11 protein-coding genes are annotated in these 15,036 nt (G+C 62.6%); 9 read left to right on the top strand and 2 right to left on the bottom strand.

The genetic code is table 11. The features are described from left to right. The first annotated feature begins 39 nt into the window (after positions 1–39). The 5 genes from PSEBG33_RS03895 to PSEBG33_RS03915 all read left to right on the top strand — a co-directional run bounded on the left by PSEBG33_RS03895 (position 40) and on the right by PSEBG33_RS03915 (position 7,965). The gene (locus PSEBG33_RS03895) at positions 40–2,697 is read left to right on the top strand and encodes a TonB-dependent receptor (protein ID WP_005791642.1); all 2,658 of its coding nucleotides are present in this window, start codon (positions 40–42) and stop codon (positions 2,695–2,697) included. An 81-nt stretch (positions 2,698–2,778) separates the two neighbouring features. After that, positions 2,779–3,399, top strand: coding sequence for a heme acquisition protein HasA (locus PSEBG33_RS03900; RefSeq protein ID WP_005791641.1), 621 nt, complete (start codon positions 2,779–2,781; stop codon positions 3,397–3,399). A 170-nt stretch (positions 3,400–3,569) separates the two neighbouring features. Next, positions 3,570–5,318: a type I secretion system permease/ATPase gene (locus PSEBG33_RS03905; protein ID WP_005791640.1), complete on the top strand. Its 1,749-nt coding sequence runs from the start codon at positions 3,570–3,572 to the stop codon at positions 5,316–5,318. Then, complete coding sequence (locus PSEBG33_RS03910) at positions 5,315–6,640, top strand: HlyD family type I secretion periplasmic adaptor subunit (protein ID WP_005791639.1); 1,326 nt, start codon at positions 5,315–5,317, stop codon at positions 6,638–6,640. Before PSEBG33_RS03905 ends, PSEBG33_RS03910 begins: the two co-directional genes overlap by 4 nt. Beyond that, the gene (locus PSEBG33_RS03915; RefSeq protein WP_005791638.1) at positions 6,637–7,965 is read left to right on the top strand and encodes a TolC family outer membrane protein; all 1,329 of its coding nucleotides are present in this window, start codon (positions 6,637–6,639) and stop codon (positions 7,963–7,965) included. The genes PSEBG33_RS03910 and PSEBG33_RS03915 overlap by 4 nt, the downstream gene beginning before the upstream one ends. A gap of 155 nt (positions 7,966–8,120) precedes the next feature. On the opposite strand, the gene trmA is transcribed toward PSEBG33_RS03915, so the two are convergent. Beyond that, the gene (gene trmA, locus PSEBG33_RS03920) at positions 8,121–9,200 is read right to left on the bottom strand and encodes a tRNA (uridine(54)-C5)-methyltransferase TrmA (RefSeq protein WP_005791637.1); all 1,080 of its coding nucleotides are present in this window, start codon (positions 9,198–9,200) and stop codon (positions 8,121–8,123) included. After that, positions 9,197–10,492, bottom strand: a complete 1,296-nt coding sequence (locus PSEBG33_RS03925; protein WP_005791636.1) for an NCS2 family permease — start codon at positions 10,490–10,492, stop codon at positions 9,197–9,199. The genes trmA and PSEBG33_RS03925 overlap by 4 nt, the downstream gene beginning before the upstream one ends. Before the next feature lie 188 nt (positions 10,493–10,680). On the opposite strand from PSEBG33_RS03925, the gene PSEBG33_RS03930 reads away from it, so the two are divergent. The 4 genes from PSEBG33_RS03930 to PSEBG33_RS03945 all read left to right on the top strand — a co-directional run bounded on the left by PSEBG33_RS03930 (position 10,681) and on the right by PSEBG33_RS03945 (position 14,915). Next, positions 10,681–11,127 (top strand): DUF4879 domain-containing protein, encoded by a 447-nt coding sequence (locus tag PSEBG33_RS03930; RefSeq protein WP_005791635.1) that lies wholly within the window; start codon positions 10,681–10,683, stop codon positions 11,125–11,127. 97 nt (positions 11,128–11,224) lie between these two features. After that, on the top strand, positions 11,225–11,749 hold the full coding sequence (locus tag PSEBG33_RS03935; RefSeq protein ID WP_005791634.1) for a (2Fe-2S)-binding protein: 525 nt from the start codon (positions 11,225–11,227) through the stop codon (positions 11,747–11,749). After that, positions 11,746–12,735 (top strand): FAD binding domain-containing protein, encoded by a 990-nt coding sequence (locus PSEBG33_RS03940; RefSeq protein ID WP_005791633.1) that lies wholly within the window; start codon positions 11,746–11,748, stop codon positions 12,733–12,735. Before PSEBG33_RS03935 ends, PSEBG33_RS03940 begins: the two co-directional genes overlap by 4 nt. Further along, positions 12,732–14,915: a xanthine dehydrogenase family protein molybdopterin-binding subunit gene (locus PSEBG33_RS03945; protein WP_005791632.1), complete on the top strand. Its 2,184-nt coding sequence runs from the start codon at positions 12,732–12,734 to the stop codon at positions 14,913–14,915. Before PSEBG33_RS03940 ends, PSEBG33_RS03945 begins: the two co-directional genes overlap by 4 nt. The last annotated feature ends 121 nt before the right edge of the window (positions 14,916–15,036 follow it).

Here is a 15,036-nt window from a genome sequence, read left to right as displayed (position 1 = left end):
CGCATAAACAAAAAACGCTTAGCGCAGGGATAACCACACATGTCAGCACTCACCAAGGGGCGTATCACCGGCAGCCGGTTGGCCCTGGCCATTCACTTGGGATTGTTTGCCGTCGCCGCGCCGGTGCATGCCGTGCAGCCTGCGGCTGGCGCAGCCCAATCTGCTGTGTTGAGGTTCGACATTCCTGCGCAATCCCTGGGCAGTGCAGTACTGGCGTTCGCGGATCAGGCGGGCCTGCAAGTGTTGTTCGACAGCCAGCGCCTGCAAGGGTTGAGCAGCTCCGCGCTCAAGGGCAGCTTCGACGTGCAGGAAGGTCTTGGTCGCCTGCTGGGTGCCGCACCGGTTGAATATCGTTTCACCGGCGAGCGCCAGGTCACCTTGACCCGCGTCGAGCAACAGGCCGGAGCGCTGGCCTTGGGGACCACCACCATCACCGGCCTGCACAAGCAGGACTGGGTGTATTCAACACCACGTTCGGTCAGCGTGGTCGATCGCGAGCAACTGGACCGTAACCCGCCACGCCATGCTGCCGAGATGCTTGAAGAGGCGCCTGGCGTCTACTCCGCCGTCAGCCAGCAAGACCCTGGCCTGTCCGTGAATATCCGCGGTATCCAGGACTATGGCCGGGTCAATATGTCGGTCGATGGCATGCGCCAGAATTACCAGCAGAGCGGCCACCAGCAACGCAATGGCACGCTGTATGTCGACCCCGAGTTGTTGTCCGAAGTGGTGATCGAAAAGGGCGCGACCTCAACCCAGGGCGGGGCAGGCGTGATTGGCGGGGTGGCCAATTTCCGTACCGTGGAGGCCGCCGACCTGCTCAAGGACGGCAAGCAAATCGGCGGGCGCATTCGCCTCACCACCGGGTTGGGCGGGCGCAGCAACGGCACGCACTTTATCGGCAGTTCGGCGTTTGCCGTGGGGACCGACGTGTGGGACATGTTGGTGGCCGCCAGTGAGCGTCACCTGGGCGATTACAACCCCGGCACCAAGGGCAGCATCGGCGAGCTGCGTACCGGTGCGGCTTACATGCCGGCCAGTGAAGAGCGCATCAAGCACAGCACGGTCGCCTATTCAGGCTCGGTGATGCGCTCGCGCCTGCTCAAGCTGGGGCTCAACCTGCCAGTTGATCAGCGCCTGCAACTGAGCTACCTGGTTACCGAGGTCGACTACGACGACGTCAACATGATGACCGCCGAAAAGCCCCAGTTGTGGGAAAAGCTCGGCAGCAGCAACGTCAAGGCGCAGAACTTCGCGCTGGATTACAGCTACGCACCGGACAACCCGCTGATCGACTTCAAGGCCAAGCTTTATCATGTGGATACCCGCAATGACCAATCCACGCTGGCCCGGGGGATCAGCAAGGGTTACGACGTTACCTATCAAACCAATACCTATGGCGTGCAGGCGCAGAACATCTCGACCTTTGCCCTGACCGAGCTGGCCGCACTCAAGGCCAACTACGGGCTGGAGTTTTTCTACGATAAGGTTCGGCCCGATTCCAACCAGGCCGTAGAAGCCGGCTCGGCGCTGACCGCGTCGGCGGCGGAAAGCATTACGCCCAAAGGCGACCGCGCGATGGGCAGCCTGTTCGGGCGCCTGGATCTGGACTACGACGGTTGGCTGAACCTTAACGCCGGTTTGCGTTATGACCGCTATCGGCTGCGCGGCGAAACCGGCTTGAACACCCGCACGTTCATCCTCGGCACCACCCGCCAGATTGGGGTGCCGGTCAATTACGACGTGGATCGCGAGGAGGGCCGTTTCTCCCCGACCTTCGGCCTGTCGATCAAGCCCGGCGTCGATTGGTTGCAGCTCTTCGCCACCTACGGCAAGGGTTGGCGTCCGCCGGCGGTGACCGAAGCCCTGGTCAGCGGCCGGCCCCATGGCGGTGGGTCGGAGTCGATTCTCCCCAACCCCTACCTCAAGCCGGAGCGATCCACTGCGTGGGAAGTCGGGTTCAATGTGCTCAAGCAAGACCTGCTGTTCGCCGATGATCGCGCGGGTATGAAAGTGTCGTACTTCAACACCCGGGTCGATGACTTTTCCTATATGGCCCTGGGCGTGCAGCCACCCGGTTATGGCAACGTCAATATCGGCAGTGCGGCCTACGTCAACAACCTGGAAACCACGCGTTTTCGTGGCCTTGAGTACCAGCTCGATTACGACGCCGGCTTTGCCTACGGCCAGTTCAACTACACGCGGATGCTCGGCAGCAACAAGTTCTGCAGCAAAACCGCCTGGCTCGGCGGTGTGACCAAGACCCAGAAGCGGCCCGGCAACCGGGCGCCGGTGGATGCGATGGTACCGGACGATGCGGCCAATGCTGGCGTGGGTTGCAGCGCGATCCTGGGCTCTTCCGAACACATGCCCATGGACCGTGGCACCGCCACCCTGGGCGCACGGTTCCTTGAACGCAAGCTGGATGTGGGCGTGCGCGCTCGCTACAGCGCGGGCTACTACGTCAAAGGCGCCGCCGGGGTGACCACCGCGCAAACCGGCGTCTACCCCGCCGACTGGAAGCCCTACACCGTCTATGACCTTTATGGCAGTTACCGCGCCACCGACCAACTGACCCTGCGCCTGGCCATGGAAAACGTCACCGATCGCGCCTACCTGGTGCCGTTGGGCGACGTGCTGGCCTTCACCCTGGGCCGTGGGCGCACGTTGCAGGGCACCGTTGAATATCAGTTCTGACCGCTTTTGCCCAGTAACGGGCAAAACCACAGCAGGCACTGGCTTGCTGCGGAGTGACCACCCAATGACTTGGAGTTTTGCATGAGCATTTCTATTTCATACAGCACGACCTACGCCGCCAACACCGTCGCCCAGTACCTGAGCGATTGGTCGGCCTACTTCGGTGATCTCAACCACCGTGAAGGTTCGGTCAAAGAGGGTGTGAACACCGGTGGTTTCAATCCTGGGCCGTTCGACGGCACCCAATATGGCGTATCGAGCAGCGTCAGCGACGCGGCGGTGGTTGCCGAAGGCAGCCTGCATTACACCTTGTTCAATCCGCCGACCCACACCCTGTGGGGTTCGCTCGATGGCCTGACCCTGGGCGATACCCTCGCCGGTGGCGCAACCAGCGGTGGCTACAGCATCGCCAACCAGGAAGTCAGCTTCACCAACCTGGGCCTGTCGAGTCTGCAGTCCGAAGGCCGTGACGGCCAGGTGCACAAAATCGTGTACGGCCTGATGAGCGGTGACAGTTCGGCGCTGGCCTCGGCAATCGACACCTTGCTCAAGGGCATCGACCCAAGCCTGTCGGTCAACTCCACCTTCGACCAACTGGCCGCCGCCGGTGTGGCGCATCAGGATTCGGCTGCGTTCGCCGCTGCCGATGTGGGCCTGGTCGGGATTCAGGATGCGCCGCAAGACTTCGCCCTGGCCGCCTGATGCAAAAAAGCCGATGAAAGCTCACGCCTTCACCGGCTTGGTTGAAACCCCGTCGCCGCCCGAGTTTTCGAAGGCCAGGGCGGCGGCGGGGGCAAATTCTGTGGGTGCGCCGCAGGTGCTGTCAACGCACCGGGCGAGCCCTTGCTTGACTCTTCAATGGGACAACCTCCATGACTCGGCCCGGTGCCAAGCGCGCGAATGAGATGCTGGCTGCACTCACGGCCTATAGAAGCGCCTTTTTCAACATCGGCCTGTTCTCGGCGGTGATCAACCTGCTGATGCTGGCCCCGGCGCTGTACATGTTGCAGGTGTACGACCGGGTATTGGCTTCCGGCAACCAGATGACCCTGCTGATGCTGACGCTGATGATCCTCGGCCTGTTCGCCTTGATGGGGGCGTTGGAGTGGGTGCGCAGCCAAGTGGTGATTCGCCTCGGTACGCAGATGGACATGCGTTTGAACCAGCGGGTATTCGACGCCGCTTATGAAGCGCAACTCAAGGGCGGCAGCCAGGCCGCGGGCCAGGCCCTGCACGACCTGACCACCTTGCGCCAGTTCGCCACCGGCCAGGCGCTGTTCGCCTTTTTCGATGCGCCGTGGTTTCCGGTGTACCTGCTGGTGATCTTCCTGTTCCACCCCTGGCTGGGCCTGCTGGCGCTGGGTGGTGCGCTGCTGCTGATCGCGCTGGCGTGGGCCAACCACCATGTCAGCCAGGCGCCGATGGCCCTGGCCAGCCAACTGTCGATCAGTGCCAGTCAGCAGGCCACGGCCAACCTGCGCAATGCCGACACCATCGAGGCCATGGGGATGCTCGCCACACTGCGCGGGCGCTGGTTCAGCCAACACCAGGCGTTTCTGGTGCAGCAGAACCTGGCCAGTGAAAAGACCGCGGTGGTCACAGCCTGGTCCAAGGGCGTACGCCTGGCCCTGCAATCGCTGGTGCTGGGTTTGGGCGCCTGGTTGGCGGTCAACGGCGACATTACGCCGGGGATGATGATTGCCGGGTCGATCCTGATGGGGCGCGTGCTCAGCCCCATCGACCAGTTGATCGGCGTATGGAAGCAGTGGGGTTCGGCGCGCCTGGCCTATGAGCGTTTGTCGTTGATGCTGCAGGATAACCCGGCGCGACCGGCACGCATGAGCCTGCCCGTGCCCAAGGGCCAGGTAAGCCTGGAGCAGATCAGCGCCTGCGCCCCCGGCAGCCGTCGGCCCGCGCTGGCCAACCTGGGCTTCAGCCTGCCGGCGGGTGACGTGCTCGGTGTGATCGGCCCCTCGGGCTGCGGCAAGTCCACCCTGGCGCGGGTACTGGTGGGGGCCTGGGCACCGCTGGTCGGCAAGGTGCGCCTGGATGGCGCCGACCTGGCCGTGTGGGACAAACAGCAACTGGGCCCGCATATCGGTTACTTGCCCCAGGACATCCAGCTGTTCGCGGGCAGCATTGCGCAAAACATCGCGCGTTTTGAAACGGTGGAGGCAGATAAAGTCCTCGCTGCGGCGCAAATGGCCGGCGTGCACGAGCTGATCCTGCAACTGCCGCAAGGCTACGACACGCAACTGGGCGAGGGCGGCGCAGGCTTGTCCGGCGGGCAAAAACAACGGGTGGCCCTGGCGCGTGCGCTGTACGGCCTGCCGGCGCTGATTGTGCTGGATGAGCCCAATGCCAACCTCGACGAAGTGGGCGAGCAGGCGCTGCTGCAAGCCATCACCCAGCTCAAGCAACAGCGCCGCACCCTGATTCTGATCACCCACAAACCCAACGTGCTGAGCGTGACCGACCAGTTGCTGATCCTCAAGGACGGCCAGATGCAGGCGTTCGGCCCGACGGCGCGGGTGTTGGAGGCGCGGCAAAAGCCTGTGGTCAGCAAGCCGGTGTCGAGCATGAGCATGAGCTACCGCTTCGGTGAAGGAAAACCCGCATGAGCCAGAGCAAAGCAGCATGGGTCAGTGAGCCGCCGCACAACGTGCTGGCGCTGGATGACAAAAAATACTCGCGCCTGGGTTGGTGGCTGGTGCTGGGAGGCTTTGCCGGCTTTCTTGGCTGGGCGGCGCTGGCACCGTTGGACAAGGGCGTGGCGGTGGCGGGCAAGGTCATGGTGTCGGGGCATCGCAAGACGGTGCAACACCCGGCGGGCGGGATCGTCGAGCGTATCGACGTGCGTGACGGTGATCGGGTACGCGCAGGCCAGGTGTTGTTGCGCTTGAAAGAAACACCGTTGCGCGGGCAGATGCAGTCACTGCGCAGCCAATACCTGGCGTCGCTGGCCAGCGAAGCGCGCTTGAATGCAGAGAGTGAAGGCTTGCCGGCCATTGCATTTGGCCCCGAGCTGTTGGCCGATCCCGACGCCGCGAACACCCTGAGCCTGCAACGCCAGTTATTCCAGAGCCGTGCCCAGGCCCTGGCCACCGAACAGGCGGGCCTGCGCGAAACCATCGCCGGCTTTGAGGCGCAGTTGCGAGGCACGCGGGCCTCCCAGGCGAGCAAAGTGCAACAGCGGGCGGCGTTGAGTGAACAGCTTCAGGGCCTGCGCGAACTGGCACGCGACGGCTACATCCCTCGTAATCGCCTGCTCGACAGCGAGCGGCTGTATGCGCAGATCGACGGCGCCATCGCCGAGGATTTCGGGCGTATCGGCCAGTTGCAGCGCCAGGTGCTGGAGTTGCGTTTGCGCATCCGCCAGTTGGGCGAAGACTTTCAGAAAGACCTGCGCACTCAGTTGGCCGAGACCCGCACCCGCAGCGAGGACTTGCGCAATCGCCTGGCCTCCGCCGAGTTCGAACTGGCCAACAGCCTGGTGCGCGCCCCGGCATCCGGTGTGGTGGTGGGGTTGCAGGTGTATACCGAAGGCGGCGTGATCAAGCCCGGTGAGGCCCTGATGGACATCGTGCCCCAGGACGAGCCGTTGTGGGTGGAGGCGCGGGTGCCGGTACAGATGATCGACAAGGTGCACCCGGGCTTGCCGGTCGAGTTGATGTTTTCGGCATTCAACCAATCCACCACGCCACGGGTGGCGGGCGAGGTCACGTTGGTCTCGGCCGACCGCCAGGTCGATGAGCGCACCGATGAGCCGTATTACACGCTACGGGCCCAGGTCAGCGCAGCGGGTATGCAGCAACTGGACGGCGTGCAGATCCGTCCGGGGATGCCGGTGGAAACCTTCGTCAAGACCGGCGAGCGCTCGATGCTCAACTACCTGTTCAAACCCTTGCTGGACCGTACCCATATGGCCCTGGTGGAAGAATGAAGGCGTTGTTGTTTACCCTCTGTTTAAGTTGCACGCCCGCGGCAAACGCTCTGGGTCTGTTGGATGTGTATGATTTGGCGCTACGCAACGACCCGACCTTTCAGGCGGCGATCCAGGAGCGTGAGGCCGGTGAAGAAAGCCGCGTGATTGGTCGGGCCGCACTGTTGCCGAACCTGTCATGGAGCTACAACAACTCGCGCAATGAGTCCGAAGTCACCCAGAGTACGGCGGTGGGTAATGTCACCAGCGACCGCAATTACCGCAGCTACGCCTCGGCCCTGACCTTGCAGCAACCGCTGCTCGATTACGAAGCCTATGCGCGTTTTCGCCAAGGCACCGCCCAGGCGTTGATGGCCGACGAGCGCTTTCGCGGCAAGAGCCAGGAGCTGGCCGTGCGGGTACTGGGCGCCTACAGCCAGGCATTGCTGGCACAAGAGCGCATCGAGTTGAGCCGTGCCCAGAAGCGTACGTTTGCCGAGCGCCTGCAACTCAACGACCGCCTGCTCAAAGGCGGTGAGGGTACCCGTACCGATGTGCTTGAAACCCAGGCGCGCCTGAGCCTGGCCCAGGCCGAAGAGATCGAAGCCGTGGATGCCCAGGACAGCGCTTTACGTGAGTTGGAAGCCATTGTCGGCCAGCCGCTGCATATCGAAGAACTGGCACCCCTGGCCCGCGCATTCGAGATCGCGCCGCTTGAGCCCAACCGTTTCGAAACCTGGCGTGAACTGGCCATGGCCAACAACCCCGAACTCAAGTCCCAGCATCACGCGCTCGACGTGGCCTCTTATGAAGTGGAGCGCAAGCGCGCCGGGCACTTGCCCAAGGTCAGCCTGTACGCGACCAGTCGCAAAACCAGTTCCGACTCAGAAAGCAGTTACAACCAGAAGTACGACACCAACAGCGTCGGCATCCAGATCAGCCTGCCGCTGTTTGCCGGTGGCTCGGTCTCGGCCTCTACCCGTCAGGCGGCCAACCAATTGTCCCAGGCTCAATACGAGCTGGACGCGCAAACCGCCGCAACCTTGGTGGAGTTGCGCAAGCAATTCAACCTCAACACCAGCGGCGCGGCCAAGGTGCGGGCCTATGAAATGGCAGTGAGTTCCGCCACGGCACTGGTCACCGCCACCCAGAAAAGCGTCAGTGGCGGCGAGCGGGTCAACCTTGATGTACTCGACGCCGAGCAGCAACTGTTCACTGCCCGCCGCGACCTGGCCAATGCCCGCCACGCGTACCTGCTGGCGCGCATTCAGTTGAAGTATTACGCGGGGTTGCTGAGCGAGCAGGACTTGCGGGCGTTGGCCGGGTATTTCCGGCCCTCGGCATGAGTGATAACTCGGCTCATAAACACCCATCTTTTGTAGGAGCGAGCTTGCTCGCGAAAACCTCACAGGCAACGCATTTCCCCAGGCAACCCGCGTTATCAATGACGTTATTCGCGAGCAAGCTCGCTCCTACATGTGGGTCGGTATATGCCGCGGATTTATCGGCGGGTCAGCAACACACCCGATTCCATATGGTGCGTCCACGGGAACTGGTCGAACATCGCACATTGGGTAATCCGGTGCGTGTCATGCAGTTGCGCGATGTTGGCGGCCAACGTCTCCGGGTTGCAGGAGATGTACAGGATATTGTCGAAACGCCGGGTCAGTTCGCAGGTGTCCGGGTCCATGCCGGCGCGGGGCGGGTCGACGAATACGCTGCCAAACTCGTAGCTTTTCAGGTCGATGCCGTGCAAGCGGCGGAATGGGCGCACTTCATTGAGCGCCTCGGTGAGTTCCTCGGCGGAGAGGCGCACCAACTTGACGTTACCGATCGCGTTTTCATCGAGGTTGCTCAAGGCCGCGTTCACCGAGGTCTTGCTGATCTCGGTGGCCAGCACGTTACGCACGCGAGTGGCCAGCGGCAGGGTGAAGTTGCCGTTGCCGCAGTAGAGTTCCAGCAAATCGTCGGGGCGATCGCCCAAGGCTTCGTATGCCCAGTTGAGCATCTTCTGGTTCACCGTACCGTTGGGTTGGGTGAAGGCGCCTTCGGGCTGGCGGTAGCTGAAGGTGCGGCCACCGACCTCGAGTTTCTCCACCACATAGTCCTGGCCGATCACATCGCGCTTGCCCTTGGAGCGGCCGATGATGCTCACATTCAGCTCAGCCGCCAGCTTGTTCGCGGCGGTGTGCCAATGCTCGTCCAGCGGGCGGTGATAGCACAGGGTGATCATCGCGTCGCCGGCCAGGGTGGTGAGGAACTCCACCTGAAACAGCTTGTGGCTCAGGGCGGCGCTGGCTTGCCAGGCGGCCTTGAGTTGCGGCATCAACTGGTTGATGCGCTGGCTGGCAATCGGAAACGCTTCGATCAGGATCGGCGTGCGCTTGTCGTCCTGGGAAAACATTGCGTAATGGCGATCACCGCCTTCGCGCCACAGGCGGAACTCCGCGCGCAGGCGGAAGTTCTGCAAGGGCGAATCGAAGACCTGCGGCTCGGGCGCGTCGAAGGGTGCCAGCAGGTCACGCAAGCGCGTGACCTTGTCTTGCAGTTGAGCGGTGTAGCTTGCGGCGTCAAAAGTCATGCGTTGAACCAGCCCAGCTTGATCACAAACAGAATCGACAGGATTACCAGTGCCGGGTTCAGCTCACGGTAGCGGCCCGAAAGCAGCTTGATGGCGGTCCAGGCGATGAAACCGAAGGCGATGCCGTTGGCGATGGAGTAAGTGAAGGGCATCGCCAGGGCAGTGATCACCACCGGCGCTGCAACCGTAATGTCATCCCAGTCGATTTCGGCCAGGCCCTGGCTCATCAGCACCGCTACAAACAGCAGGGCTGGCGCGGTGGCATACGCGGGCACGCTGGCGGCCAGCGGCGAGAAGAACAGCGCCAGCAGGAACAGGATCGCGACCACGATGGCGGTCAAGCCGGTGCGGCCACCGGCGCTCACGCCTGCGGCCGATTCGATGTAGCTGGTGGTGGTGGAAGTACCCAGCAGCGAGCCGGCCATGGCGGCGGTGCTGTCGGCGATCAGCGCACGGCCCATTTTCGGCATATGACCGTCCTTGCCCATCAGGCCGGCACGCTTGGCGACGCCGATCAGGGTGCCGGAGTTATCGAACAGGTCGACGAACAGGAAGGCGAATATCACGCTGACCAGGCCGATATCCAGCGCGCCCTTGATATCCAGCTGCAGGAACGTCGGAGCCAGCGAAGGTGGCACCGAGGTCACACCGATGAAGGGTGTGAAGCCCAATACGATGGAGGCGATGGTCACCGCCAGGATACCGATCAGCACCGCACCGCGTACGGCCAGGGCTTCGAGTGCGACGATCAGGACGAAACCCAGCGTCGCCAGGATTGGCGCCGGTTGTTTCAAGTCGCCCAGGCCTACCAGGGTGGCCGGGTTGGCGACCACGATCCCGGCGTTATGCAGGGCAATCAGCGCCAGGAACAGGCCGATACCGGCAGCAATTGCCGAGCGCAGAGGCAGTGGGATGGCGTTGATGATCCACTCGCGGATGCGGAAGATCGACAGCAGGAAGAACAGCACCGCCGAAATGAACACCGCGCCCAGCGCCACCTGCCAGGTGTGGCCCATGTGCAAGACCACGGTGTAGGTGAAGAACGCGTTGAGGCCCATGCCCGGCGCCAGCGCAATCGGGTAGTTGGCGATCAGGCCCATCACGGTGGAACCGATGGCCGCCGCCAGGCAGGTCGCGACAAATACCGCACCTTTGTCCATGCCGGTTTCGCCGAGGATGCTCGGGTTCACGAACAGGATGTAGGCCATGGCCAGGAAGGTGGTGATCCCCGCAAGAATCTCGGTGCGCACATTGGTGTTGTGGGCTTTGAGTTGAAACAGCTTTTCCAGCATGCCGGCTCCCTGTGACGCTATTGTGCGTCGTTATTTGTTGACCTCTAAGTCAAAGCACAAATTGCGCCAAGCGCCTGTGGTTTCAGAGAGGATCGGAAAAAGCGGCGCATCATACCAGCAGCCGAGGCTGTGTGGCGCATGGCCTTGAGGCATACTGCGCCGACGTTCAATACCGGGTCATTGCCAGCATGAAAAAAGCCAACGCGTGGAGTCTAGCTCTGATCGCCAGTATCAGCCTGTGGCTGGGCGCAGCACCGGCGTGGGGCGCGGCTGCACCGGCGTTGAGCGAGGTGCGGGTGTTCAAGGTGGAATCGGCAAAATGCAGCGAAACCATCCCCGAACGGGTGAACACCACCCAGATGTGCGAACACCGTGGGCCCACCCAGGTGTCGGTCATGGAAGTCGGCCTGGGCAACAGCCCGATGGGCCGCTTCAATGGCGCAGAGTTGAACGGGCAACGCACGGCGGTGTGCCAGGTGGGCAACATCAGTGAGGCGTGCAATGGCGTGGGCACCTTGATGGGCTACATCTATGTGTTCGATCTGAATGTCCAGGCCCAGGGCTGGTTCGAATTCACCAATACCTCGATCAACCCCCCGCAAAACACCTTGAAAGCCCAGCTCAATATCCGCTGATCAATCATCTTGAACGCTCAAAATCCCGGGAAGTCGTACCCCTTAAGACGGCGACTTTCCTGAACGCCGCGGATGTACTTCAACCCGTGAGGTGTTTATGAGCGCAAACCCCAATGGCGCGGCGGCCCAGCCGTTTGCCCGCCACCCGATACGCATGACACTCAACGGCCAGCCGCGCCAACTGGATGTGCTGCCCTGGACCACCTTGCTCGACCTGCTGCGCGAACAGCTGGACCTGGTCGGCAGCAAAAAGGGCTGCGACCACGGCCAGTGCGGTGCCTGCACCGTATTGCGTGACGGCAAGCGCGTAAATGCCTGCCTGACCCTGGCCGTGATGTGCGACGGCGCCGAGTTGACCACCATCGAAGGGCTGGCCGAAGGCGACCAGTTGCACCCCATGCAGCAAGCCTTCATCAAACACGACGCCTTCCAGTGCGGCTATTGCACCCCCGGCCAGATCTGTTCCGCCGTGGGCCTGGCCAATGAAGGTCGCGCCCACGACCGTGCGCAGATCCAGGAACTGATGAGCGGCAACCTGTGCCGCTGCGGTGCCTACAGCAATATCCGCGACGCCATTGAAGAGGCGCTGCCGGCGTGCCACCGCTCGGGAGGTGAACAATGAACCCCTTCCACTACAGCAAGCCTGCCGGTGTTCAAGAGGCGGTGCACCTAAGCAACGCGGCCTCGCGCTTCATTGCCGGGGGCACCAACCTGCTCGACTTGATGAAAGAAAACATCAGCCGCCCGGAACACTTGATCGATATCACCGGTTTGCCCTTGCACGAGGTTGAAGAAACCGCCGACGGCGGCGTGCGAATTGGCGCGCTGGTGAGCAATGCCGACCTGGCCTGGCACCCGCTGATCGAACAGCGTTACCCATTGTTGTCCCAAGCGATCCTGGCGGGGGCCTCGCCGCAATTGCGCAACATGGCCAGTACCGGTGGCAACCTGTTGCAGCGCACCCGCTGCTACTACTTCTATGACGCTACGGTGCCGTGCAACAAGCGCGAGCCCGGTAGCGGCTGCCCGGCGCGTACGGGGTTGAATCGCATCCATGCGATCCTTGGCGCCAGTGAGCAGTGCGTGGCCACGCATCCCTCGGACATGTGCGTGGCCCTGGCGGCGCTCCAGGCACGGGTGCATGTAGAAGGGCGTGGGGGTGCACGCGTCATCGAGTTCGCCGACTTCCACCGTCTGCCCGGCGATGCGCCGCAGCGCGACAACCAATTGGCCGATGACGAGCTGATCACCGCAATCGAACTGCCTGCCGACCATCTGGCCCGGCATAGCCACTACTTGAAAATCCGCGACCGCGCGTCCTATGCCTTTGCTTTGGTGTCGGTGGCTGCGGCGCTGGAACTGGACGGCGACACCATCATCGATGCGCGCCTGGCCCTCGGCGGCGTGGCGCACAAACCCTGGCGCGACCGCGCAGTGGAAGCGGCATTGATCGGTCAGACCGTCAGCCGCGAAACCTTCAGCAACGCTGCCGATGCCCTATTGCAAGACGCCGAGCCGCTGGAGCACAACGGCTTCAAGATCAAACTGGCACGACGCGCAATCATCCGTGCCCTGAGCGACGCCGCTGTCGCAGGAGAACAGCCATGAGTGCCATCGGCAAACCCCTGGACCGTGTCGACGGTCTGCTCAAGGTCACAGGCCAGGCGCGCTATGCCGGTGAGTTCCCTGAGGATGGCCTGCTGCATGGCAGTGTCGTCTCCAGCACCATCGCCAAAGGCCGCGTTATCAAGATCGATGCTTCCAAGGCCCTGGCCTTGCCCGGCGTGGTCGAGGTCATTGATCACCTCAATCGCCCCAGAATCGCCAGTTACGACGACGCCTTCCAGGATGATGATGCCGCCGACGGCTCACCCTTTCGCCCGCTGTACAACGACCGCGTGCTTTACAGCGGCCAGCCCCTGGCCCTGGTGATCGCCGATAACCTGGAACTGGCCCGGCACGCCGGTTCACTGGTGCACATCGAATACGCGCCTGAAGCGTTCGAAACCGACCTGCTCACCCAGCAGGAAGGGGCCTACCCTTCACCGCAGACACCGCCCAAACCACGCGGCAACTTTCAGGCCGAGTGGGCCGGTGCGGCGATCAGCCTCGATCTGCATTACAGCACCCCCATCGAACACCACAACCCCATGGAGCCCCATGCCAGCACCGTGCTGTATCAGGCGGACGGCACGTTGCATATCCACGACAAAACCCAGGGGCCGCAGAACTGCCAAGCCTACGTGCAAAAAGTGTTCGGCCTGGATAAAAGCCAGGTGCGCATCTTTGCTGCCTTTGTCGGTGGCGCCTTCGGTTCGGGCCTGCGCCCGCAGTACCAACTGCCACTGGCAGTGATGGCGTCCCTGGTGCTCAAGCGGTCGGTGCGCGTGACCCTGACTCGCCAGCAGATGTTCACCTTCGGCTATCGCCCACGCACTTTGCAGCGTTTGCAGATGGGTGCCGCCGCCAATGGGCGCTTGCTGGCCCTGGGGCATACCGCGATTGGCCAGACCTCGCGCTTCGAGGATTTCAGCGAGCACGTGGTGGAGTGGAGCGGCATGCTCTATCACTGCGACAACGTGCAACTGACCTACAAGCTGGTGCCGCTGGATGTATTCACTCCGTTGGACATGCGCGCCCCCGGTGCTGCGCTGGGCGTGATCGGCCTGGAATGTGCCATGGATGAACTGGCCTGCGCCTTGGCCATCGACCCGGTGCAACTGCGGCTGATCAACTACGCCGAGCGCAACCAGAACGAAGACAAACCCTGGTCGAGCAAAGCCCTGCGCGAATGCTACAGCGAAGGCGCCGAACGCTTCGGCTGGAGCCAGCGCAACCCGGAACCGCGCAGTATGCGCGACGGTCGCCAATTGATCGGCTGGGGCATGGCCGGTGGGGTGTGGGAAGCCATGCAGATGAAGGCCAGCGCCAAGGCACGCATCGATAGCAGCGGCAAACTCACCGTCAGCAGTGCCACCACCGACATTGGCACGGGCACCTACACGGTGATGACCCAGATTGCCTCTCAGGCCAGTGGCGTGGCGATGGCCGATATCAGTTTTCTGTTGGGTGATTCGTCATTGCCCACGGCGCCGTTGCAGGGCGGTTCGTTTACCGTGTCTTCCGTCGGCACCGCTGTACAGCAAGCGTGCGAAGCGCTGAATGCCAAATTGCTGGAGATCGCCCGGCAGACTTACCCGGTATTCAAGGATGCCGATTCGGTTCGGTTTGAAGACGGCCAGCTACACAGCGGTGACGTGAGCGTGTCGTTGGCGCAACTGGTCAAGGACAGCGGTGAAGACGCCTTGCAGGTACAGGTCGACAGCGAGCCCGACAAGAAGCGCGAGGGTTATGCCAGCGCTACGCACTCGGCGGTGTTCGTCGAAGTGCGGGTGGATGAAGACCTGGGCACCATCAAGGTCAGCCGTGTGGTCAGCGCGATTGCTGCCGGGCGCGTGGTCAACCCGAAGATGGCCCGCAGCCAGATCCTTGGCGGCGTGGTGTGGGGCATTGGCATGGCGCTGCATGAAGAGACCCAGGTCGACCACTCATTGGGGCGCTACATGAACCACAGCCTGGCCGAGTACCACATCCCGGTGAACGCCGATATTGGCGAGATTGACGTGCTGTTTGTCGAAGAACACGACGATGTGGTCAATGCACTAGGGTCCAAGGGCGTGGGGGAGATCGGCATTGTCGGCGTGGCGGCGGCGGTGGCGAATGCGATTTACCATGCCACCGGCAAGCGGGTGCGGGAGTTTCCGATCACCTTGGATAAAGTGCTCTAGCACCGGCCTTCCAAACACCGAAGCTCCAACTGTGGGAGCTGGCTTGCCTGCGATAGCGGTGCCTCGGCCACCAGAGAGTTGCCTGATACACCGTTATCGCGGGCAAGCCCGGCTCCCACAG

The sequence above is a fragment of the Pseudomonas synxantha BG33R genome (assembly GCF_000263715.2).
Classification (GTDB): domain Bacteria; phylum Pseudomonadota; class Gammaproteobacteria; order Pseudomonadales; family Pseudomonadaceae; genus Aquipseudomonas; species Aquipseudomonas synxantha_A.
Note: the sequence above shows the minus strand (reverse complement) of the source record. Positions and strands in the feature narration are given on the sequence as shown.

What these genes read in the sequence shown, in the direction of transcription:
- PSEBG33_RS03900 (WP_005791641.1), top strand. Translation starts at nt 2,779, where the DNA reads ATGAGCATTTCTATTTCATACAGCACGACCTACGCCGCCAACACCGTC.
- PSEBG33_RS03930 (WP_005791635.1), top strand. Translation starts at nt 10,681, where the DNA reads ATGAAAAAAGCCAACGCGTGGAGTCTAGCTCTGATCGCCAGTATCAGC.
- PSEBG33_RS03905 (WP_005791640.1), top strand. Translation starts at nt 3,570, where the DNA reads ATGACTCGGCCCGGTGCCAAGCGCGCGAATGAGATGCTGGCTGCACTC.
- PSEBG33_RS03940 (WP_005791633.1), top strand. Translation starts at nt 11,746, where the DNA reads ATGAACCCCTTCCACTACAGCAAGCCTGCCGGTGTTCAAGAGGCGGTG.
- PSEBG33_RS03925 (WP_005791636.1), bottom strand. Translation starts at nt 10,492, where the DNA reads ATGCTGGAAAAGCTGTTTCAACTCAAAGCCCACAACACCAATGTGCGC.
- PSEBG33_RS03895 (WP_005791642.1), top strand. Translation starts at nt 40, where the DNA reads ATGTCAGCACTCACCAAGGGGCGTATCACCGGCAGCCGGTTGGCCCTG.
- PSEBG33_RS03945 (WP_005791632.1), top strand. Translation starts at nt 12,732, where the DNA reads ATGAGTGCCATCGGCAAACCCCTGGACCGTGTCGACGGTCTGCTCAAG.
- trmA (WP_005791637.1), bottom strand. Translation starts at nt 9,200, where the DNA reads ATGACTTTTGACGCCGCAAGCTACACCGCTCAACTGCAAGACAAGGTC.
- PSEBG33_RS03910 (WP_005791639.1), top strand. Translation starts at nt 5,315, where the DNA reads ATGAGCCAGAGCAAAGCAGCATGGGTCAGTGAGCCGCCGCACAACGTG.
- PSEBG33_RS03915 (WP_005791638.1), top strand. Translation starts at nt 6,637, where the DNA reads ATGAAGGCGTTGTTGTTTACCCTCTGTTTAAGTTGCACGCCCGCGGCA.
- PSEBG33_RS03935 (WP_005791634.1), top strand. Translation starts at nt 11,225, where the DNA reads ATGAGCGCAAACCCCAATGGCGCGGCGGCCCAGCCGTTTGCCCGCCAC.